Genomic DNA, 21443 nt, shown 5'->3' with positions numbered 1-21443 from the left:
GACGCCAGGCAAGTCCTGGGCGGACCCGCCGCGCGACTGCGGCACACACGCCCGGGCGCTTCTGCCCGACGCCCCCTCAGGCTGCATACGCCCCGACGCGTCGTCACCCGGCCGTCCGCGCGGTCGTCCGCGGACCCGCGACCAGGGACCGAAGGTGCGGGCCGGTCAGCTCGCGAGTGTTGCCGCCCGCGCCCCGTCATCGCCGCTTGCGGCGCAGGACCTTCGCCCCGTGCCAGTGGCACACGTTGAGAGCGAAGTGGAGGTCGAAAGCGTCGGCGTCCAGGTTGAGGTGGTGGTGGTCGACGGCCCGCTGGACTCGGTAGTGGACGGTGTTGCGGTGGACCATCAGCTGGTCCGCGGTGGCGGCGTAGCTGCGATTGGTGGCGAGGAAGACGCGCAGCGTCTCGCGGATGAGTTCGCAGCGGGCGTCGTCCACGGCGAGGTCGCCGAGGGTGTCGGAGACGAAGTCAGCCAGTTCGCGAGGCTCGTCGACCAGCAGGGCGACGGGGGCGACGCGGGCGAAGGCGACCACGCGCGGGGCGCCGGGCCCCGCTGAGAGGGCGAGGGCCTTGGCGCGGGCGGCGGCGCGTGTGCTGCGGCGGAAGCCGTCGAGTCCCGGTCGGACGATGCCGAGGGCGGCCCGCACCGGGAGCGCGGCGTCGGCCAGTTCGGCGGCGACCGTGTCGGGGTCCACGCGGCAGTCGGGCCTGACGGCCAGCCATATCCGTGCGTGGGCCTCGTCGGTGTGCACGAGCAGGGGGCGGCCCTGGGCGCGCAGCACGGTGTGCAGCAGTGAGGTCAGCCGGTCGAAGACGGCGGCGTTGTCGGTGGTTGCCTCAGTGTCGTGGCGCCAGACCTCGATGGCCAGGTGGCTGCCGGACAACGGGTAGTCGAGGGCGGTCTCGGCCTGCCGCGGATCGACCCGCGGGTTGTCCAGGAGCTGACCCACCCAGTACTGGCGCAGCACACCGCGGGTGTCCACCCAGCGTTCGCGCTCCTCCTCGTAGGCGCGGCCGATCTGGTCGCAGACCCGGTCCAGATAGGCGGAGGTGAGGTGGACGAGGGCGATGACGGTGCCGGCCGGGTCCGGCAGCCCGAGCCGGACCGCCTCCCCGAGGACCAGGTCCAGGCTCTGCGCATGGCCCAGGCGGTAGGCGCGCAGCAGGGCCGAGAGCGGAACGTCGCGCTGGGCGAGCCGGCGTGCGTACGAGACGGCCGAGGCGGGGGCGTCCACGGTCAGCGGATCGATCCGGTTGATGATCACGTGCAGGGCGGTGACGATGTTCTCGGTGATGCTGGCTTCCAGGAGTCCGTGCAGCGGCTCGTCGTGTTCCAGCTGGGATATCTCCGCCTCGGTGGTGGCGACCAGCTTGGCGATGAACTCGTCCCGGTGCGCCTGCACCACCTGGGCCGCGAGGACGACCGGATCGGGTGCCCCGTCCGCCGGCCGCTGCACGGGGTCGTTCACCGGGCCAGATAGCGCAGCGCGGAGTGGGCGGCGTTCGCACCGCACATGCCGTGCACGCCGGCGCCGGGCGGGGTGGCCGCCGAGCACAGGTAGACGCCGGGGATGCCGGTGCTGTAGGGGTCGGCGGTCAGGCGGGGGCGCAGCACTACCTGCCGTGCGCTGTTGGCACCGGCGACGATGTCACCGCCGACGAAGTTCGTGTTGTATTGGGCCAGTTCGACGGTCGAGCGCACCGCCAGCCCCACGATCCGTTCTCTGAAGCCCGGCGCGAACCGCTCGATCTGGCGCAGCACGGCCTCGGTGGCGTCACCGGAGTAACCATGCGGGACGTGGGCGTACGCCCAGACGGGGTGGACGTTGTCGCGGGAGCGGCCGGGGTCGGCCAGGTACTGCTGGCCGACCAGGACGAACGGGCGCTCGGGCATCCGCCCGTCGGCGGTCTGCTCCTCCGTGCGGACGACCTCCTCCAGGGTGCCGCCCAGGTGGACGGTGCCGGCGCGGCGGCATGCCTCATGGGTCCAGGGGATGCCGTCCTGGACGGCGAGGTCCACCTTGAAGGCCGCAGGGCCGTGCCGCCACCCGCGGTAGGCCCGGCGCACCCGTCCGGGCAGCCGGTCGCCGCAGATGCGGGCCGCGGCGCCGGGCGCGGTGTCGAGCATGACGATCCGGGCCGGGGCGAGTTCGGCCAGGGAGTCGACCCGCACGCCCGTCTGGATGGTCCCGCCGAGCTGGGCGAGGAGTGCGGCCAGGGCATCGGTGATGGTCCGTGACCCGCCGCGGGAGACCGGCCAGCCGAAGCGGTGGGCGGCGCCGACGAGCATCAGCCCGACTGCGGAACTGGCCGGCCCGGTCAGCGGATACATCAGGTGCGCCGCCGCTCCCGCGAACAGCGCGCTGGCTTCCTCGGTGCGCCAGCGCCGGGCCACCGCCGTGGCCGGCTGGAGCGCCCGCAGCCCGAAGCGGGCCAGCGCCACCGGGTGGGCGGGCAGATGAGGCACCGGGCGCAGCACATCTTCGGTGAGCGCGTCGAAGTCGGCGGCCAGCGGGGCGAACAGCCGCTGCCAGGCCGGGCCGTCCGCGCCGAGCCCGCGCACGGTCGCCTCCAGTGAGCGGACCAGCACCCCGGCCCGCCCGCCGTCCAGCGGGTGGGCCAGATCGACTTCGGGCCACGCCCAGTCGACGCCGTACCGCTCCAGGCCGAGTGTCCGCAGGAAGGGCGAGCCGACGCCCAGCGGGTGGACCGCGGAGCAGTGGTCGTGCAGCAGTCCGGGCAGGGTCAGCTCGCTGCTGCGGGTGCCGCCGCCGATCTCGTCGGCGGCCTCCAGGACGGTCACCTTCAGGCCTCGCTGGGCCAGGGCTACGGCGGCGGCCAGCCCGTTCGGGCCGGCCCCCACCACGATCGCGTCACTCATGCGCGGCCGCCACCTCGGTCGCCGGTCGCGGTGTGGCGACGGGCTCGACGGGAAACGCCGACGTCTCGTCGAGCCAGGGTTGCCGGGTCACCATCTCCCCTACCTTCACATGGCCCTCCTCGATCAGGCCGGTCGCCGCGTCCACGATGCGGTAGTGCTGGCTCTGGCGGTGCGTCGGCTGTGACTCGAGCAGGACGACGCGCAGGTCGCCCGGCGCGAAGCCGCACCGCTGCTGTACGGCGGCGATCAGCTGCTCGTCGTGCAGATGGCCGTCGCCGAAGTTCCAGCCGAGGACCGCTCCCGCCACCGTCTCGCCGTCCCGCACATCGTAGGCCTCCACGTCGTCCAGGGCCCGCGGCAGCAGTCCGACCAGCGCCCGGCCGTGGCTGTGCATCGCCCGCCAGGCCAGCCCCTGGTGCAGCACCAGCTCGGCGGCCTCGGCACCGTACAGGCGGGTGAGCTGGTCGACGGGCAGACCGGACGCCTTGACGATGTGCTCGCCCAGCCGGTGCTCGGTGCCCTTGCGGAAACACCAGAGGCTGGTGGCCCAGTTCCCGGCGTAGTAGCGCATCGAGGGCAGGAACGACACCAGGTCGGGGCGGACATGGCCGAGCACCGGGACCGCAACCAGGCTCAGCACCAGCACCGCGGCAAGCAGCGGGGAGTGCAGGGCGAAGGCGCCGACCGCGGCGTCGTGGCCGAAGAGGACGAGCGCGGAGTAGATGAAGAAGATGTTCCACTCCAGCGGCACGCCCATCGGGAAGGTCGACATGATGTGCAGATGGAAGACGACCATCACGGTCAGGGCGATCGTGGTGACGGGCCCTCCATGCGACAGCATCAGGACCAGGGGCACCACGTACTCGATGACCGTGCCGCCGTGCGCGGCCGCGGCGGCGAGAGCGGACGGCCGGAGATCGTCGGGGTAGTGCCGGTACAGCCGGCGCTTGAACCAGGCCGGGCGCAGCGGACTGTTGCTGATCATCACCGCCACCACGAACGGGAAGTGGCGGTTGAGCTTGGAGGAGGCGGCGCCCCACCACAGGGCGAGCATGACCAGTTTCAGCGCGGCGGTCTGGTCGGTCACCGGGAAGAGGAAGACCAGCAGCGTCAGCCCGTAGTGCTCCGCGCGGGCGGCCAGGAAGACGGTCTTGTCGCGCAGCCCGAGCAGCGCGAGCAGCGTCGCGAGGACGGCGACGCGCCACGGCGCCAACACGCCACCACCGCCTTCGCCCGGCGTGAACAGCAGCCACACCGCCGCGCCCAACACCGCGGCGTACAGCGTCACATCGGCGGCCGTACGCCGCGTCCCGGAGGTGAACGGGATCCTGCCCGGCCACGGAGGCAGCCGTACGGTGCCCGGGCGCAGCCAGTGCAGGAAGGCGCCGACCGGCGGCAGGAAGTGCGAGCTCAGCGGGCCCGAGCCGCAGCCAAGGCCCAGAACCTCGTACAACAGCGTCCAGACGACGAGTTTCTGATAGACGATCGGCTCCGCCCACCAGGAACCGAAGTCCGCGATGCCGCCGATACCGGGCGTCGCGGAGACGACCGCGATGCCGCCGAGGGCGTACGCGGTGATCTTCACCAGGTACAGCAGGTGAACGACGCCGGGAGTGCCGAAGCCGTGCATGGCCCAGTGCTGGGCCAGCGGCCTGATGCGCTGGTGGTAGGGGCGGGTGCGCCACTGCCGTACGTCGATGTCCGCCGTGGTCGGTGCGAGGAATCCCATGGCTGCCTCCCGTTCCCGTTCAGCCGGCCGTGGTGAGGGCGCTGGTGGCGGCGGCCCTGGCCCGCAGTGCGGGTTTGTCCGTCTTGCCGACGGGGTTCCTCGGCAGTCGGTCGACGAGGGTGATCTCGGTGGGCACCTTGAACCTGGCCAGCTGGGCCCGGCAGTGTTCGAGCAGGTCGCCGGTGTCTGCCGCCGCGCCCGGGCGCAGTGCCACGAAGGCCACCGGCATTTCGCCGAGCCGCTCGTCGGCGGCGCCCACTACGGCGGCTTCGAGCACGTCGGGGTGGTCGCCGAGGACGGTCTCGATCTCCGTGGGGTAGATGTTCTCCCCACCCCGGATGATCATGTCTTTGATACGGTCGACCAGCACCAGATAGCCGTCCTCGTCGAAGCGGCCGACATCACCCGTGTGCAGCCAGCCGTCGACCACGGTGCGGGCGGTCTCCAGCGGGCGGCCCAGGTAGCCACGCATCACGTTGGGCCCGCGCACCACCACCTCGCCGGTCGCTCCGGGCGGCATGATCCGGCCCTGCGGATCCATCACGGCGACCTGCTGGCCGGGCAGCGGCAACCCGACCGTGCCGGGCTTGCGCGGACCGTCCAGCGGGTTGGTGGTGGAGGCGCAGGTGCCCTCGGACAGTCCGTAGCCCTCCAGGATCGGGATGCCGTAGCGCCGCTCGAACCGCTCGATGAGCGCGGGCGGCATCGGGGCCGCGCCACAGGCGGCGAACCGCACCGAGGACGTGTCGGGCGCGGCCTGGTCCGGCAGTTCGGCGAGCATCGAGTAGATCGCCGGAACCGCGGAGAAGCAGGTCGGGCGGACCGAGGCGACCAGCTCGAAGAAGGTCTCCGCCCGGAACCGTCCGGCCACCGTGACCCGGCCGCCGGCCAGCAGCGGGGACAGCACGCCGACCACGATCCCGTTGACGTGGAACAGCGGCAGGATCAGCAGGCTGTGGTCGGTCTCGGACAGCCGGGCGGCGCCGATCATCATCCCCGCCATGGCGGCGAGGTTGGCGTGGTCGAGCATCACGCCCTTGGGGCGCCCGGTGCTGCCGCTGGTGTAGATCAGCAGGGCGAGCGCGTCCGCGTCCGTCTCCGGCGCGGCCCTGTCCTCGGGCCCGGAGGCCAGCTCGGCCACCGTGACCGCCCCGGTGAGCGGCGACGGCTCTGCGGTGACGACCACGACGGCATCCGCGTCATCGAGCTGGTGGCGCCTCTCGGTCTCGGTCAGCGCCGGGTTGACCGGGGTCACCGTCGCGCCGAGCCGCCAGGCGGCGAACAGCGCGACGACGAAGTCGGTTGTGTTGGGCAACAGCAGCGCCACCACGTCCCCGCGTCCGACGCCCCGCGTCCGCAGAGCCGCTGCGGCTCGCCGGACGCGGCGAATGAACGCCGCATTGTCGAGAGTTGACACATCATCAGCGATACAGGGACCGTCCGCGTCCCGCCGGGCTCGCAGATCTGGCAGTTCCGCGATGTGCATGTCGGCTCCTCGAAGTACGTCGACGGACGTCGGCCGGACGGGGTTCGCGTCCCTGGGAAGGCGGGACGGATGTCCGGTACGTGAGGAGAGACGGTACGAATCGGCGGTGCTCCCGGCCCATGGGCGCGGACGACGACGCTCGGGGCGGCACTTGTGCGCAGCGCACAGGACGGGTGCCGGGCGGCGCCGGTCGCGCACCGCGCCGAGGGCCGCATTGCTCCGGATGCGGCAGCATGAGCGGGACTCCGGACGCGCGGCACAAGCGCAACTCCTGGGCGCGGCAGCACAAGCGCACTCCGGGGCGCGGCAACGCGAGCGCGACTTCACGGCTGGAACGGCAAGAGTGCACCTCCCCGCCGGATGGCCTCGAGCGCGACTTCCGCCGCGCGGGCAGCAGGGGATCGTGGCCGGATACGCACATGCGCGGCTCCTGGCCGAAGCACCACAGCACAGCCCACGACCGGGCACACATGCACCCCCGCGCGGCCCGGCACAAGCCCACCTCATGGCCACGGCAGCGCCTGAGCACTGGTCCGCGCCGACCCCGAGGACACTGCACTCGGAGCCGGCGCGGGGCCTGTGGGAGCCGACGGTCAGATGAAGGCGCTCTCGCCGGTGACCGCCTTGCCGACGATGAGGGTGTTCATCTCGCGGGTGCCTTCGAAGGAGTAGATCGCCTCGGCGTCGGCGAAGAACCGGGCGATGTCGTAGTCGAGGACGATGCCGTTGCCGCCGAAGATCTCCCGGCACCACCCCACGACCTCGCGCATCCGCGAGGTGACGAACGCCTTCGCCAGCGAGGAGTGCTCGTCCCGGAAGACGCCCGCGTCCTGCAGTCGCGCGAGCTGGACCAGCATGCCCCAGCAGGCGGTGATGTTGCCGAGGCTCTTGACCAGCAGATCCTGCACCATCTGGAACCGCGCGATCGGGCGGCCGAACTGCCGGCGCTGCTTGGCGTAGTCGAGCGCCAGCTCGTAGGCGCCGATCATCACGCCGAGGGCCTGCCAGGCGACCCCGCTGCGGGTGGCGCGGAGGATCTCGGCCACATCGCGGAAGGAGTCGATCCGTTGCAGCCGGTTGGCCTCGGGCACCTTGACGTCGGTCAGGGTGATCTCGGCGTTCTCCACGATCCTGAACGCGATCTTGTTCTCGATCTTGACCGGGGAGAAGCCCGGGGTGCCCTTCTCCACCACGAAGCCCTTGACCTTGTCGTCCGCCTCGTCGCGGGCCCAGACCACCACCAGGTCGGCGAACGTCGCGTTGCCGATCCACCGCTTGGCCCCGTTGAGCACCCAGTTCTCGCCGTCCCGGCGGGCGGTGGTGCGCATGCCGCCGGCCACGTCGGAGCCGCCGAGCGGTTCGGTCATCGCGAAGGCGCCGATGGTGTCCAGCGCGGCCATCGAGGGCAGCCAGCGGTCCCGCTGTTCCTGGTCGCCACCGCGGTAGATGCTGTACATCGCCAGACCGTTGTGCACGCCGAAGAAGGTGGCGCTGGAGGCGTCGGTACGGGTGTACTCCATCGACAGCATGCCGACCAGCAGATTGCTCCCGGCCGGTGAGGGATCGCCGTAGCCCTCGTAGGGGACACCGGCGAGTCCGAGTTCGCGGAACCTGCCGATGAGTTCGCGGGGGAACTCCCCCTTGGCCCAGTACTCGTTGACCAGCGGCTTGACCTCGGTGCGCATGAACGCCCGGGCGCGCAGCAGCAGTTCCCGCTCGTGCGGCGGCAGCAGCGACTCGACGTCGTAGAAGTCCGCGGCCAGCCGTTCGCCGACGGAAGCGATCTCGGAAGCCTTTTCGGGCAGTACGGCGGTCATGAGCGGGTCTCCTTCTCGATGCTGGTGGCGTTGTCCCGGGCGGACAGCACGGCGATCTGCTGGGCGTCGCGTTCCCGGCTGAGGTCGGCGTAGGAGCGGGAGCCGTAGGCGTGCTCGACGGCGGCGACGAGTCGTTCGGTCTGTTCGGGGCTCTGCTCGGGGCGGCCGAGCGAGTCCCACATCTGCTGCATGGACACGCCGATGTGCTCGGCCATGTACCGGTAGCCACCGGGGCCGCCGCCGAGGTGCGCGCCGAGGAACGGCCCCACCGTCGCCCAGCGCAGGCCGAGTGAGTTCACCATCACGGTGTCCAGTTCCGCCGGGCTGACGACGCCCTGCTCGACGAGGTAGATGGCCTCCCGGCTGAGGGCGTTCTGCAGGCGGTTGCCGACGAAGCCGGGGATCTCCTTGCGTTCGACGACCGGGACCCGGCCGACGAAGCGGTAGAACTCCACGGCCCGGGCCACGCTCTCCGGCGAGGTGCGCTCTCCGGGCACCACCTCCACCAGCGGTACCAGGTGCGGTGGGTTGAATGGGTGGCCGATCAGGATGCGGCCGGCGTCCTCGATGGTGTCGGTGAACGCTGTCGACGGGATCGCCGAGGAGGAGCTGAGCAGCAGCGCGTGCGCGGGGGCGGCGGCGACCAGGTCGCTGAACAGCTTCCGCTTGAAGGCGACGTTCTCCGGGCCGTTCTCCTGCACGACGTCGGCGTCGCGTACCGCGTCGGCGAGGTCGTCGGCGATGTGCACCCGCTCGGTGAGGCCGCTCACGTCCAGGCCTTGCGCGGCCAGATGGCCGGCGGCCTGGTCGAGTGTCTGGTCGACGGCCTCGGCCAGGTCCGGCCGTGGGTCCGTGATCCGTACCCGCATGCCGTGGCCGGCGAACAGCGCGGCCCAGGACAGGCCGATCGTCCCGGCGCCGACGACCGCGGCGGTGGTGAAGGGCTTGGTCATCACATGTCTTCTCTCTGCGTCCGTGGCCTGGCCCTGCTCACCGAGCGAAGTGGGCGGGGGCGGCGGGGTGGGCCAGGTAGTCGTGGACCGGCTTGACCGGCGCCAGGGTCAGATCAGTCAGGATGTGGCTGGCGGAGACGATCTCGCGGACCGGCAGGTCGGCCAGCGGTGCCAGCGCGTGCGCGAACAGCTCCAGCCGGGCGGGGCCGGTCCAGGCGCCCTTCACGGTGATGTCGGTGATCTCGGTGCGCACCAGTTGGGCGACCTGCGGCGCCCCGTCGAATCCCGGGACCAGCTTGAGCATGTACGTCGGCACACCGACCTGGGCCACGGCCTCCTCGACCGACAACTCGTAGTGCTTGTAGCCCATCGTCGCGGTCGCCACCCGGAGGGTGCCGACGTCGAGGACCCCGACCAGCGCGCCGTGGTCGACGTACAGGGCGGGCGAGCCGGCCGTCTTGGGATAGGCACTGGCCTCGCGGCCGGACGTGATGGCCGGGAGGTTGTCCAGGTACATCGCGTGCAGATACTCGCCGCGCTCCCCCTCGTGGCGGACCGGGATCGCCTGGCCGGACTCGGTGTACGGTCCGTACCCGCTGACGTCGCCCATGCGCATGACCTCGAAGCGCACCAGCGGCTCGTCGATCCCCAGTGGTTCGGGTACCACCGCGCGCAGTGCCTCGTGGTCGGTGCGATAGACGATGTTGAGGTACTCGCGGTTGGTGAAACGCGGCACGACCGGTGGATAGGCCGGGTTGGCCAGCGGCGTCGCGATGTGCCGGGGCACGTCCTGCTGGTTCATGGTGTGTTCTCCCTCGGGTCCTGGGGTCCTACCGGCCCTGCCAGACCGGGGAACGGCGTTCGGTGAAGGCGGTCATGCCCTCGCGTACGTCGGCGGAGCCCGCGAGCGAGGCCATCACCTGCGTCTGCGCGGCGAACGCCGCCTCCTCCGGGGCGCCGTCGGCGGTGCGGACGAGTTCCTTGACGGCGGCGAGGGCCAGTGGGGCGTTCTGTGCGATGCGCTCGGCAAGGCGCAGTGCGGCGGCGACCGTCTCTCCGGCCGGGACCACATGGTTGGCGATGCCCAGTTGTCCGGCGCGTTCGCCGGAGATCGGCTCGCCGGTCAGCAGCAGTTCCATCGCCAGGTGGTAGGGGATGCGCTTGGGCAGCCGGATCACTCCGCCGCCTGCCGCGATCAGTCCGCGGCTGACTTCCGGGAGGCCGAAGCGGGCGTCGGCGGCGGCCACGATCAGGTCGCAGCCGAGGGCCAGTTCGAATCCGCCTCCCATGGCCCAGCCCTCGACGGCGGCGATGAGTGGCTTGGTCGTGCGGGCCTGGGTGAGACCGCCGAAGCCGCGCCCCGGGATCTCGGGCGATTCGCCGGCCAGCGCGGCCTTGAGGTCCATCCCGGCGCTGAACGTGCCCTGGGCGCCGGTGAGTACGCCGACCCGCAGGGCGGGGTCCGTTTCCAGGTGGTCCAGGGCCGCGGACAGTCCGGCGGCGACGGCCGCATCGACCGCGTTGCGCGCCTTGGGCCGGTCGATGGTGATGAGCAGGGCGGAACCGTTGGCCTCGGTCCGCACCTCGGTGGTGCTGTGCATGGTGTGTGTCCTCGGTTGACGGTGGGTCAGCGGCCGGCGGCGAGTTCCCGGAAGACCTCGTCGGTGTGCTGGCCGGGCAGCGGGGCGGGCCGGCGGACCGATCCCGGGGTGGCGGAGAACCGCACCGGGATACCGATCGAGCGGATGGTGCCTTCGCTGGGGTGGTCAACCACGTCGAGCAGCCCGCCGCCCCGCACATAGGGGTCCTCGGCCGCCTGGTCGAGTTCGAGCACGGGAGCCATCGGGATGCTGTGCTTGGCGCAGACCGAGGCCCACTCCTCGGTGGTCAGGCTCGGCGAGCACTCCCCCACCAGCTCCATCAGCGCGTCGACGTCGTCATCGGCGATGGACTCGCCGTTGACACGTGGGTCAGCAGCAAGGTCGGCGCGGTCGGCTGCGATAAAGAAGTCCCGGAAGTTCTGCGGGTTGTACGGGATGACGCAGGCGAGACCGTCCTTGGTGGGTACCGCTCGGTGGCCCCGCTTCATCGACAGCGGGAACCCGGTGTGGCCCTGCGCGGGTTCGAAGACATGGCCGGCCAGGTGCTCGACGAGGTTGAAGGCGATGAGCGTGTCGGTCATCGGGATCTCGATGTACTGGCCGGTGCCGGTGCGGGCGCGGTGGACGAGCGCGGCGAGCACCGTGTAGACGATGGTCAGCGCGCAGACCTTGTCGCCGATGATCGTCGGGAGGTACGCCGGGGTCCCCAGGGCTCGGTTGGCCACGTCGACCAGGCCGGAAGCCGCCTGGACCGTCTCGTCGTAGGCGGCGTTGCCGGCCCGGTCGGAGTCGCTGCGGAAACCGTGGGCGTGGGCGTAGACCAGGCCGGGGTTGCGGGCGGCGATGGCGGCGTGGTCGAGGCCGAGGCGGGCGAGGGCGCCCGGGCGCATGTTGGTGACCAGTACGTCGGCGCTGTCGATCAGTTCCAGGGCCCGTGCCCGGTCGGTGTCGTCCTTCAGGTTCAACGCCACGCTGCGCTTGTTGCGGTTGACGTTGAGGTTGAGCGGGGTCATGCCGGGTGTGGTGCGGTAGGGGCCCACCCGTACCGTGTCGGACGGCGACTCGATCTTGATGACGTCGGCGCCGAGGTCGCCGAGGATCTGCGTCGCGTAGGGCCCCATCACCACCGTTGACAGATCGATCACCCGTACGCCGTCCAATGGACCTGTGGTGCCGACGGCCGTGATGTCCATCATCACTCCTGTTCACGTGTTCACGCAGTAATTCTCATGGCGAATGTTTTCACCGACGACGTTATGCGTGAACGAGTTCAGAAGGAATGATCAATTGACGAACACGGGTGTGACCACAGCGGTCAGACGGACATGACCTCAGCGAATATCTGCCGCGCCAGGGCGGCGACACGGCTCAGGTCGCCGCCCTCGCCCGCCCGGTCCTTGCGGAACAACAGCCCTGTGGGCAGGGCGGGTTGGAAGCCGTCGACCGGCAGCACGGCCACGTTGTCCAGCCGGTACAGGTGCATCGGGCTCTCCGGCGAGAGCATGGTCATCGAGAAGGCGATACCCGAGGAAATCAATTCCGAGGTACCCGAGTAATCCGCCATGTTGATGCGGATTCTTTTCTTCACGCCGCCCGAATTCAGTCGGGCGTCGATTTCCTCGAAATAGGCCGGGGTGGCGTCGTACGGCACCGCCACATAGGAAAGATCGGCCAGCTCTTCGAGGGTGACCGACTCCCGCCCCGCGAACCGGTCGGCCGGCACCGCGGCCCCCAGCCGCTCGCGCATCACCTCGATGATCTCCAACGCCGGGTCGGTGACCGGCAGCCGGGCCAGCGCCATCGCCAGCTTTCCGTCGTGCACCGCGTCCGCCAGGTCCGCCGAGGTGCCGGGCCAGCGCTTGAGCTCGCACACCTCCTGGCATGCCTCCTCCAGCATCCGGACCCGTTCCCGCAGCAGCGGGTGCACCCCGGCGGGCATCCCGATGAACAGCCGGTCCAGCCGCGGCCGCACCGCCTCGCTCAGCCGCCACGGGATCGAGTTGACCCGCTCGAGGATGTCGCGCGCCATCGGCAGCAGGGCGGCGCCCGCCGGCGTCAGATCGACCCGGTGGGTGGTGCGTTCGAACAGCTCGTGACCGAGGTCGCGTTCCAGATCCTTGATCCGCTGGCTCAGCGGAGAGGCCGCCATGTGCAATCTGCGTGCCGCCTGCGAGAAGTTGAGTTCCTCGGCCACGGCGACGAAGTAACGCAGGTGCAGCATGTCCACGACGGCCACCCTACCGACGTCAACTGAGCCTGGCGGCCGGAGCGTCAAGAGGGTGGCCCGCGCCACTCCGGAAACGTGTGCCGTTCCGCCTCTGCCCGTTTGCCGCGGCTTGCGAGCTCCGGCCGAGGCGGCTCAGCCGAGCAGTTCCGCGCTGCCGGCCGGTTCGCGCCGCTCTTGTCCGTTGATGCGGTGCCGCTCGATGGACGAGCGCCGGTACACCTCCTGCCGCACCCGCTGGATCTCGCCGATGGGCCGGTGCTCCTCTCGCGAGCGCCACGGCGCGATGGACGCGGCGTCGGCGGCCACGAGGTTGTCGTCCCCGCCGATGTCCTGGCGCGGCAGGTCCACACGGGCGACCGTCACCCAGGGGGACAGCTCCTCGGGCCACTTCACGGAGGTGCTGTCCACCGGCATCCGGGCCAGATCGGTGTTGAGCTGCACCTGGAGCTCGAAGGAGTGGTCGCGCTCCGCGGCCTCGGCAACCAGGGTGCGGCGGAACGCTTCGTTGTCCGCGTGCACGTCCAGGATCTGGTGGGTGAGGGAGGCCAGCGACTCGGCATCGTCCCACAGGCCGTCGGGATCGGTGAGCGTGCCCCGGCGGGTCAGGAACTCCGCCATCCAGGTCTTGCGGCGGGCGGGGTTCGCCAGGCCCTCGGGCAGCTCCGCGAACAACTCCTCGATGACCATGTAGTCGTAGGCGGTGTTCGCGAAGAAGACCTCGTTGTTGATCAGGTTGAGGTCGAAGGTACCGGTGTCCGGTTCGTCGGCCAGCAGTGAGGGGCCGAGGACCCCGAACAGCTTGATGCCCATCCCGCACGCCGCGCCCAGCTGGTGGTCGCGACGCTGGTGGCCGAGCCCGTTGGAGTAGCGGGGCCCGAACGCGAGGTCACCAACCGCGGAGGCCGGTTGCGTGGACAGGCCGCGCCCCCTCAGTGCTCCCGCGTCGTCATCACTGGCTGTTGAGGAATCCGATCGTCACAGATCCCCACCACCCGAGTTGGGAGAGGATGGCCGAGATCACTCCACGGACGAGCAGCCGCTGCGGGGGCCGGGAGCCTGCCCGGTCGACCAGGGTGCGGTGCAGGGCCTGCGCATGCACTCCGTTGAGCGCGATCAGGAGGACGAGCACCAGCTTGACCTGCGTCAGGGGGGCCTGTAGGTCGGGGTCGAGGACGGTCCCGCTCAGCACCAGGCCGGCCAGCCCCGCCCACACGGGCACGTGCAGCGGGCCGGCGAACTCCAGCACCTGAGGCAGGCTGCGCCGTCCCAGCAGCCACAACGTGCCGTAGTAGTCGATGGTCAGAACCGGGCCCAGTCCGATGACCAGCGCCCCCAGATGCACGAACAGCGCGACCGTGCGCACCGCCGGATCGGCCTCGACATGCAGTGCCGCCCACACGCTGCCCGCCCATGTCAGACAGATGAGGACGTCGACGACGACGAGTGTCCAGCCGTGCCGGCGTCTGCCGGACGGACCCGGTTTCATGTGATCACCTCCGTGGCGGGCGGTGGAGCGAGCACCCGCGCCCCACCGCCTGAGACGGATCAGTCCTGGGCCACCCAGCCGGCCATGATCCCCATGACGTCGCCGTGCGAGTGCCCCGTGCTTTCGTACCTGCTGGTGATTTGCAGGACATCCCCCCGGTGGATCGTGCCGAGGGGGTCACCACTGCAGGGGGGCATGTCCGAGATCTCGGTGTTTCCGTGCAGGTCGATGAACTCGGGGCTGCCGCCTTCCTCCGCCACGATGGTGCACAGGGACTTGCCGGTCGTGAGGTTCTCGGTTCGCACCGAGCGACCGCCGTGGTGGAGATGGCCGCGCATGTGCACCAGCGTCCCGGAGATCTTGGACCGCCACCGCCGGGTCTTCTCACTGACTCCCTCGGGGACGTCGTAAACGCTGCCGAGGCATCCGCCCGCGTCCATCCAGATCGGTGTCACCGGCTTGATCCGCGAACCAGCGGCGGATTCATGCGTGTAGGTGACGGAGATGTACACCGTCTTTTTCTCCGGGGCGTGGTTCATCAGGTCATAGAGCATGTTCCACCGCTCGCCTCTGCCGACCTTGATGCCGTATCCGGAGGGCAGGACACTCTCCACCCGCTCATTTCCGGAGGCGAATATGCGCTGCGGACCGTTGCACACGACATCGTTCTTCCAGTGGTTTCCCATCACCATGTGATGCAGCATGGGGCCGGTGTTGACATTGGCGTTCGACCCGTTCTCGTAGACGAGATTGGCCTTGAATCCGGTGATGAAGCAGTCGTCGCACGGCTTTTGGACGTTGAAAGAGATTCGGTTGGGGATCTCCCCGTGGTCGTGCCCGGCCGCGGCCGGGATGGTGAACGGTCCGTACCGTACGGTCGTGACCTGCGGTCCGCGGTGCTGCAGCGGTGTGTCGGGGGCGGAAGCGGCGGTGGAAGCCACCGGGGGCACGACGCCGGCAGCCAGTGCCGTGGCGACGACGGCGGCACTCACCGCGAGTTTTCGGTGCAGCATGCTTTTCCTCCTTTACCGGAAAGGGGTTCTCCTCGGCCGGTACGCACGAAGATTTGGCGTCGACCGGCCATGGAAAGGTGATGTTGAACGCGTGACGGTTCGATGCCTCAAGAGCGGACAGCGCATATCGAGGGTGTCTCCCTCACCGATAATTGCCTCGCTCGACCGACCGTAGAGTGGCGTGCGGCTTTTCTGCTGTCAACCGATCCCGCCCGCGGTGAAGACGGGAAGATTCACCGCCGAGTTGCTGACCAGCGTCTGGTCGAAGCAGTCGCCCCGCGGGCCGGCGCAACACCGGCGACTTCACCGATTCGTGGTGGTGGTGCGTCGTGATTCAGCCGCTGTTCCGCCGCGAAAGCCCCCCGGCGGAGCGCCGGCCGGCGGTCACGGAGCGGGCAGTGGCCGAAGCCAGACCGGTGAATAGCCTGTGCACCAACGCGGTCCACGCCTTGCGGTCCGGACCCTCCAAACCCACGGCGGTGAGTACGTCCACCCCGAGGGACACACACAGCACCAGGCGGGCGCAGGCCGCGGCGTCGACCTCGGGGGCCAGCGAGCCGTCCCGTTGGGCGAGTTCGACCAGTTCCGTCAACTTGGCCTCCGCCCTGCGCAAGGCGGCGTGGACCCTTCGGGCGACCTCGTCGTCCCGTCGCGCGGCGGCGAGCGCCTCGCTGACCAGAGGCGCCCACTTGCGCCGACGGGGGTCGGAGGGGTCGGTGGCGACCATCTCGAGCAGGTCGGTGGAGGCCGCCCCGCGGTCGAGCGCCTCCACCAGCTTGCGTGCGGCGGCTGCCAGACCTCGATCGACCGCCTCGGCAAGAAGGTCGGCCTTGTTCCTGAAGTTGCCGTAGATCGCACCGGTGGACAACCCGGCACGACGGGCTATGTCCTGCACCCGCGCTCGGTCGTAACCCTGCTCACCGAATTCGAGAACGGCCGCCTCGATCAGCCGGTCACGGATCAGCGCTCCGGACTGCCTTGCCAGGGAATCAGGCTCTGCCACGGCCCAAGACTAGCCGTGCAGGCAGGATCCAAGGGGCGCTCGGAGTACGGAACTTGGGGCGACACGGCTCTTGCGTTCCCCGTTGAGAATAGCCATTATTCTCGACCTGAGGCGTCGAGCCGGGAGCGTGCGTCATGACGTACGGCACCGAGCAACCCCCCATCATCGGCAGACAGGCCGAGCGCCGGCAGCTCGCGGCGGCGGTGGACGCCTGCCGTGGAGCCTGCGGTGGCGCCCTGCTCCTGACCGGTGACCATGGCATCGGCAAAACGACACTGCTGCGCTACGCATCCCAACTCGCCCACGACTTCCGCATGGTCAGGGCCGACGGGGTACCGGCGGAGCAGAACCTGGTGTACGGGGCGGTGCAGCGGCTGGTCAGGCCGCTGGCCACCGACATCCCTCAACTGCCGCCACAATCCCGTGAGGTGCTCCAGCTGCTGCTGCTCGGCCACGTCCCGCCGCCCGGGGACCGATCCCTCGTCGGCGTCGCCGTGCTGGCACTCCTGGCGAAGGCGAGCGGCCACAGCCCGGTGCTGGTCGTCGTGGACGACCTGCACCGGGTCGACGCCGCGTCACGGTACGCGCTCGGCTTCGTGGCCCGCAGGATCAACGCCGAGAGGGTCCTGATGCTGGCCGGGACGGAGAGCCACGCGTGCACCGCCGGGTCGGGAGTGCCGGTACTCCGTCTGGCGGGTCTGAACGACCAGGACTGCCTGCGGCTCATCGCACGGATCCGGTCCTCGCCGATGGCCCTCCCGGTTCGCGAGGTGCTTCTCCACGAAGCCGACGGAAACCCCCTGATCCTGCTGGAGTTGTTGCGGACGCTCACCCCCGCGGAGCTGAGCCAGCTGTCCCGGCTACCCGATCCCCTGCCCCTCGCACCTCGCCTGGCGCGCCTTTGGGCCGCCGAGTTCCGCCGGCTTCCCGAGGACTGCCAGAGACTGCTGTTGCTGCTGGCCGCGGAGCCGGGACTGGAACCCCTGACCCTCTACCGTGTCGCGCAACGGACAAGCATCGACCCGTCGGCCCTGAAACCGGCCGAGACCGCGGGCCTGCTCACCACCTCCAAGACCGTGATCTCCTTCCGGCACGACGACATCGGCCGGGCCATCTGCCAGGGAGCGGATCTCGCCGAACGGCACTGGGCATACGACATGCTGGCGCGAGCCTTCGCCGACACGCACGACGATCGTCGTCGCTGGCACGAGGCGGCCCTGCTGTCGGAGCCCGACCCCGAACTGGCCGACGAGCTGGAGCGTCAGGCCGGCTGTGCAGGTCTGCACGGCAACCCTGCGCGTGCAGCGGGGCTCATGGAACGCTCGGCCCAGCTGACCTCCGAGGACGACCGCCGGGGCAGGCGCCTGGTCGCCGCCGCCGAGTGCAGCAAGCACGCCGGACGGCCGCGGCGGGCAAACCGGCTGCTGGAACAGGCGGAGACCCTGGTCGGTAGGGATCAGCCGGCCTTGCGGGGGCGCATTGCCTACCTGAAAGGCGTGATCTCGCTCCAGCACGCCGCAGCGCCGGATGCCTACGACGGCCTCCTGACCGCCGCCGACCTGCTGGCCGGTGACAACCCGTCGCTGGCCGTAAAGGCGCTGGTGGCAGCGGGGGAAGCGGGCCTGCATGCGGGAAATGCAGCCTTACCCCTGCAGGCCGGACGGCGCGCGCTGGCGGTGCTCAACGACTCGGCGACTCGGGAGGAGCAGCCGGCGAGCCGATTGGCGGTCGACGTTCTGCTGGCGGTCGCCGATTCACTGCGAGGACAGCCGGCGGCCGCGGTGCCCCGGTTGCGCGAACGTCTCGACACGGCGGCACAGACGGACGATCCCCTGCTGCTCGCATGGGCGTCGCATGGTGCGCTGTTCATCGCCGACGATGCCCGCGCGCGTGCGCTGGCCACCCGCGCGGTGGCGCTGGCGCGCACAGCAGGTGACACACCGACGATGGTGCACGCGATGCAGTACCTCTCGTACCCGGAATGCTGGTTGAACGGGCCGGACACCGCGACGCTCACCGCCACCGAGGCACTGCGGCTCGCCCGCGAAACGGGCCAGCTCAACTGCGTCCACAATCTGATGGGGATACTGATGCTCGCCGCCGGTGTCACCGGAGACGCCGGGAAGTGCGGGCAGTACGCGGACCGAGTCGTCGGCGAAGCGCAGGCACACGGCCTGGCCCTCGCCTCCGCCCTTGGGCTGTGGGGCCTGGCCCACCTCGATCTCGCCGCCGGGAACTGGACCGAGGCGGCTGCCAAGCTGCGCCGGCTCGTCCGTACGAGGCTCGGACATCCGGGTGTCGCGATCGAGGCCGTGCCCAGCTACGTGGAGGCCGCCGTGCGAGCCGGGGACCGGCGTCGGGCCGAGCGCGCCGCGGCGGCCTTCGCCCCCTGGGCGGAGGCGATCGGCCGAGGGTGGCCCACCGCGTTGGCGGCCCGGTGCCGCGCCCTGCTGGAAACCGGCGACACCGAGCACCATTTCCGGCGTGCTCTTCGTCTGCACCCGATCGGTGATCGGGAACTGGAACTGGCCCGCACGGGCCTGCTCTACGGCGAGTACCTCAACCGCGAGCGCCGACGCGCGGACGCCCGCGCCCAGCTCCGGGAGGCGGCCGACGTCTTTCGCAGGCACGGAGCGCGGCTGTGGCTCGACCGGGCCCGGGCCGAGCTGCGCGCCACCGGGGACGACTGGGACCCTGCGGAGAACGAGGACCATGCTCTCGAACCCGGCTCTTCAACCCTGACCCCTCGTCAGCACCAGATCATCCGGCTGGTCGCCCAGGGCGCGACCAACAAGGAGGTGGCAGCCCGGCTGTACCTGAGCCCACGCACAGTCGACTATCACCTGCGTCGCATCTTCGAGCGCCTGGGCATCACTTCGCGAGCCGACCTGATCCGCCGCTGCGCCGCCGACAACGCTTCCGGCACATGATCACCAGAACACCGGCCCGAGCGGCGGGCGCGTCCGCGATCCGCTCGGCGGCCGCGTCATGGCGGTGGGGTCCCCGACTCGGCGCTCGCCGCCGTCCACGCCACTGCGCCAGCAGTTGCTCGGCAACCGTCTCGGCGGCAGACCGGAGCATCATGACCAGGTCCTGGGTGACGTGTTCGGGGCGGACGCTGTGATGCGCAGCGCTGGTTCCACGACGTGCGTGCCGCCGCGGACCGGCGTACGGGGCCGATTCCGACGGCCGCTCAGGCCTGGGTGAACGGACGATGTATCGCGTGAACCCACTGCCGGTCCGCAGGTCCGTCGCAGTGCTCGCACCAGCACCGAGGGGTCCGGGCGAGCGTGCCGCTCTTGGGCGGCGTGCCGGGGGAAGGCGAACGGCGCGGCAACTCCCGTCGCCACTGCTGCGCACTTGCCCATGAACTGACGCCTGCCCGAGTCCATACGCTTCTCCTCACACTGCACCGACAACTCTGCGACGAAGTCGATTCGTCACGGATCGCGTGCCGGTGATGTACAGCAGGCGTTGCCATCTCGTTCTCGTTTTCCACATGCCTGACAGGAACTCCGTCACGCCAGGTCGAACGCGGCGCCGCCAGGTGTCGCACAGGGCACCACCCCTTGCCCCGACGCGGCCCGACGGTGCCGGTGCGCGCGCTGGCGGCACCGCCGGGCCCAGTGTCCTGTGTGGGTCTACTCGGTCACCTTCAGCAGCTTGTTGGGCGTTCCGCTGCTCGGGTTGGTGATCTTGTCGCCGGTTGCCGCGCCGGTGAGCGCGGTGGCGACCTGATCGGGAGTGGCGTCCGGGTGACCGGCCAGGTAGACGGCGGCGGCTCCAGTGACGTGGGGGGCGGCCATGGAGGTGCCGGAGATCGTCTTGGTCCCCTGGTCGCTGTCGTTCCAGTCGGAGGTGATGTCCGAGCCCGGCGCGTACAAGTCCACGATCGAGCCGAAGTTGGAGAAGTCCGACTGGGCGTCGTCCTTGGTGCTGGACGCGACCGTGATGGCCTCGGGGACCCGGGCCGGTGAACTCTGCCCCGCGTCCGCCGACTCGTTGCCGGCGGCGACCGCGAAGGTGACACCCGAGGCGATGGCCTTCCTGACCGCCTCGTCGAGAGCGGGGTCAGCGCCGCCGCCGAGGCTCATGTTGGCCACCGAGGGACCCTGGTGGTTCTCGGTCACCCAGTCGATGCCGGCGACGACCTGCTCGGTGGTGCCCGAGCCGTTGTCGTCGAGCACGCGAACCGCGACGATCTTGGCTTTCTTGGCCACCCCATGGGAGGCGCCCGCGATGGTTCCGGCCACGTGGGTGCCATGGCCGTTGCCGTCGTCGGCCGTGTCGTCGTTGTCGACGGCGTCGAACCCGGAGGCGGCGCGGCCCTCGAAGTCCTTGTGGCTGATGCGTACGCCGGTGTCGATGACGTACGCGGTCACTCCTTCCCCGGCCTTGTCCGGGTAGGTGTACTTGCTGTCGCCGGCCGTGTCGTTCTGGTCGATGCGGTCCAGGCCCCAGGACGGCGGGTTGTCCTGGGTGGCATCTATGTGGAACCTCTTGTTCTGAACCACTTTCGACACCGCGGGGTCGGCCGCGAGGCGCCTGGCCTCCGTCTCGGTCAGTCTGCCGGCGGAGAAGCCGTTGACCGCCGAGCCATAGGTACGGCTGATCTTGCCACCGTACTCGGCGGCAAGATCCCGCTTCTCGGCCGTGGACGCCTTCTGGTCCAGGAGGACGATGTAGCTTCCGGCCACGGCTCCTTCGGCATTCAGACCGTAGACGGTGCCCTCCGCGGGCTGTCCCGCCTGAGCAATGGGGGACACGTAAAGGCCGGTGCCGACGACGGTTGCGACGGCCGCGATCGCGGTGACGATCTTGGCCTTGCCTGAGCGTTTGTGATGCGCCGTCAAGAGGGGTCTCCTCGTGAAGTGGGGGGATTTGCGTTCGAACGGCAGCGCTGCGCGTGCTCAGGAGAGTGCCGACTTGTCGCGAGCAGATCAATCGCTTGATGGGGCCCGACGTCCGACGGATGGTCGATCTCCACGGGATTCACGCACATTCGAAGCAACCCGAGCCCAAATGTGCAGCGCTGAACGCTGGTTGAATCACCAAGGAACAGTCCAGGATTATCTGTGCCGATTTCTTCACCGTCTGCTCACGTGCGGTGGCGTTGAGCGTCACCGTGCACAGCGCGTGCGGTGTCGCGGACAAGGAGCAGAGGCGGCATGGTGGTCGCGGTGGGCCGACGCGTACCCGGAACCCGGCACGCCCCATACGTGATCGCGGAGGCACCGACGCAGTCCTC

15 protein-coding genes and 1 pseudogene are annotated in these 21443 nt (G+C 70.1%); 1 reads left to right on the top strand and 15 read right to left on the bottom strand.

Annotated features, from left to right (window positions below; all coding sequences use genetic code 11):
• Window positions 1–196 precede the first annotated feature (196 nt).
• From ACZ7NC_RS22550 to ACZ7NC_RS22485, 14 genes and pseudogenes are all read right to left on the bottom strand, one after another.
• Window positions 197–1468 carry a PucR family transcriptional regulator gene (locus ACZ7NC_RS22550; RefSeq protein ID WP_471490688.1) on the bottom strand — a complete coding sequence of 424 codons (1272 nt, stop codon included), beginning with the start codon at window positions 1466–1468 and terminating at the stop codon, window positions 197–199.
• On the bottom strand, window positions 1465–2880 hold the full coding sequence (locus tag ACZ7NC_RS22545; protein WP_471490686.1) for a phytoene desaturase family protein: 1416 nt from the start codon (window positions 2878–2880) through the stop codon (window positions 1465–1467). The genes ACZ7NC_RS22550 and ACZ7NC_RS22545 overlap by 4 nt, the downstream gene beginning before the upstream one ends.
• Window positions 2873–4609: a DUF3556 domain-containing protein gene (locus ACZ7NC_RS22540; protein WP_471490685.1), complete on the bottom strand. Its 1737-nt coding sequence runs from the start codon at window positions 4607–4609 to the stop codon at window positions 2873–2875. Before ACZ7NC_RS22540 ends, ACZ7NC_RS22545 begins: the two co-directional genes overlap by 8 nt.
• Before the next feature lie 19 nt (window positions 4610–4628).
• Window positions 4629–6095: a class I adenylate-forming enzyme family protein gene (locus ACZ7NC_RS22535; protein WP_471490683.1), complete on the bottom strand. Its 1467-nt coding sequence runs from the start codon at window positions 6093–6095 to the stop codon at window positions 4629–4631.
• Between the two features lie 593 nt (window positions 6096–6688).
• Complete coding sequence (locus tag ACZ7NC_RS22530; RefSeq protein WP_471490681.1) at window positions 6689–7912, bottom strand: acyl-CoA dehydrogenase family protein; 1224 nt, start codon at window positions 7910–7912, stop codon at window positions 6689–6691.
• Window positions 7909–8934 (bottom strand): annotated as a pseudogene (locus ACZ7NC_RS22525) (3-hydroxyacyl-CoA dehydrogenase NAD-binding domain-containing protein); the annotation flags it as partial. The gene ACZ7NC_RS22530 and the pseudogene ACZ7NC_RS22525, both read right to left, overlap by 4 nt.
• Entirely contained in the window at window positions 8903–9667 is a 765-nt protein-coding gene (locus ACZ7NC_RS22520; protein WP_471490680.1) for an acetoacetate decarboxylase, read from the bottom strand. The pseudogene ACZ7NC_RS22525 and the gene ACZ7NC_RS22520, both read right to left, overlap by 32 nt.
• 28 nt (window positions 9668–9695) lie before the next feature.
• Entirely contained in the window at window positions 9696–10466 is a 771-nt protein-coding gene (locus tag ACZ7NC_RS22515; RefSeq protein ID WP_471490679.1) for a crotonase/enoyl-CoA hydratase family protein, read from the bottom strand.
• A 26-nt stretch (window positions 10467–10492) separates the two neighbouring features.
• The gene (locus tag ACZ7NC_RS22510) at window positions 10493–11662 is read right to left on the bottom strand and encodes a CaiB/BaiF CoA transferase family protein (protein WP_471490677.1); all 1170 of its coding nucleotides are present in this window, start codon (window positions 11660–11662) and stop codon (window positions 10493–10495) included.
• 119 nt (window positions 11663–11781) lie between these two features.
• The gene (locus ACZ7NC_RS22505; RefSeq protein WP_471490675.1) at window positions 11782–12759 is read right to left on the bottom strand and encodes a LysR family transcriptional regulator; all 978 of its coding nucleotides are present in this window, start codon (window positions 12757–12759) and stop codon (window positions 11782–11784) included.
• Window positions 12760–12825: 66 nt separating this feature from the next.
• Window positions 12826–13503, bottom strand: coding sequence for a catalase family protein (locus tag ACZ7NC_RS22500; RefSeq protein ID WP_471490673.1), 678 nt, complete (start codon window positions 13501–13503; stop codon window positions 12826–12828).
• Between the two features lie 139 nt (window positions 13504–13642).
• Complete coding sequence (locus ACZ7NC_RS22495; RefSeq protein ID WP_471490671.1) at window positions 13643–14179, bottom strand: hypothetical protein; 537 nt, start codon at window positions 14177–14179, stop codon at window positions 13643–13645.
• A gap of 59 nt (window positions 14180–14238) precedes the next feature.
• Window positions 14239–15192, bottom strand: coding sequence for a hypothetical protein (locus ACZ7NC_RS22490; protein WP_471490669.1), 954 nt, complete (start codon window positions 15190–15192; stop codon window positions 14239–14241).
• Between the two features lie 334 nt (window positions 15193–15526).
• Window positions 15527–16195, bottom strand: coding sequence for a TetR family transcriptional regulator (locus tag ACZ7NC_RS22485; protein WP_471490667.1), 669 nt, complete (start codon window positions 16193–16195; stop codon window positions 15527–15529).
• 134 nt (window positions 16196–16329) lie between these two features.
• Between ACZ7NC_RS22485 and ACZ7NC_RS22480 the strand changes: the two genes are divergently transcribed.
• Complete coding sequence (locus ACZ7NC_RS22480) at window positions 16330–19125, top strand: AAA family ATPase (RefSeq protein ID WP_471490665.1); 2796 nt, start codon at window positions 16330–16332, stop codon at window positions 19123–19125.
• A 711-nt stretch (window positions 19126–19836) separates the two neighbouring features.
• Here ACZ7NC_RS22480 and ACZ7NC_RS22475 read toward each other — a convergent pair.
• Window positions 19837–21048: a S8 family peptidase gene (locus tag ACZ7NC_RS22475; protein ID WP_471490663.1), complete on the bottom strand. Its 1212-nt coding sequence runs from the start codon at window positions 21046–21048 to the stop codon at window positions 19837–19839.
• Window positions 21049–21443 lie beyond the last annotated feature (395 nt).

The sequence above is a fragment of the Streptomyces sp. NPDC111802 genome (assembly GCF_055634335.1).
The sequence above is the reverse complement of the archived record's forward strand: the minus strand, read 5'-3'. Positions and strand labels throughout refer to the sequence as shown.

Excerpts from the sequence above, each read along its gene's own strand:
- ACZ7NC_RS22545 (WP_471490686.1), bottom strand. The coding sequence starts at position 2,880 with ATGAGTGACGCGATCGTGGTGGGGGCCGGCCCGAACGGGCTGGCCGCC.
- ACZ7NC_RS22540 (WP_471490685.1), bottom strand. The coding sequence starts at position 4,609 with ATGGGATTCCTCGCACCGACCACGGCGGACATCGACGTACGGCAGTGG.
- ACZ7NC_RS22535 (WP_471490683.1), bottom strand. The coding sequence starts at position 6,095 with ATGCACATCGCGGAACTGCCAGATCTGCGAGCCCGGCGGGACGCGGAC.
- ACZ7NC_RS22530 (WP_471490681.1), bottom strand. The coding sequence starts at position 7,912 with ATGACCGCCGTACTGCCCGAAAAGGCTTCCGAGATCGCTTCCGTCGGC.
- ACZ7NC_RS22520 (WP_471490680.1), bottom strand. The coding sequence starts at position 9,667 with ATGAACCAGCAGGACGTGCCCCGGCACATCGCGACGCCGCTGGCCAAC.
- ACZ7NC_RS22515 (WP_471490679.1), bottom strand. The coding sequence starts at position 10,466 with ATGCACAGCACCACCGAGGTGCGGACCGAGGCCAACGGTTCCGCCCTG.
- ACZ7NC_RS22510 (WP_471490677.1), bottom strand. The coding sequence starts at position 11,662 with ATGATGGACATCACGGCCGTCGGCACCACAGGTCCATTGGACGGCGTA.
- ACZ7NC_RS22500 (WP_471490673.1), bottom strand. The coding sequence starts at position 13,503 with ATGGGCATCAAGCTGTTCGGGGTCCTCGGCCCCTCACTGCTGGCCGAC.
- ACZ7NC_RS22495 (WP_471490671.1), bottom strand. The coding sequence starts at position 14,179 with ATGAAACCGGGTCCGTCCGGCAGACGCCGGCACGGCTGGACACTCGTC.
- ACZ7NC_RS22490 (WP_471490669.1), bottom strand. The coding sequence starts at position 15,192 with ATGCTGCACCGAAAACTCGCGGTGAGTGCCGCCGTCGTCGCCACGGCA.
- ACZ7NC_RS22480 (WP_471490665.1), top strand. The coding sequence starts at position 16,330 with ATGACGTACGGCACCGAGCAACCCCCCATCATCGGCAGACAGGCCGAG.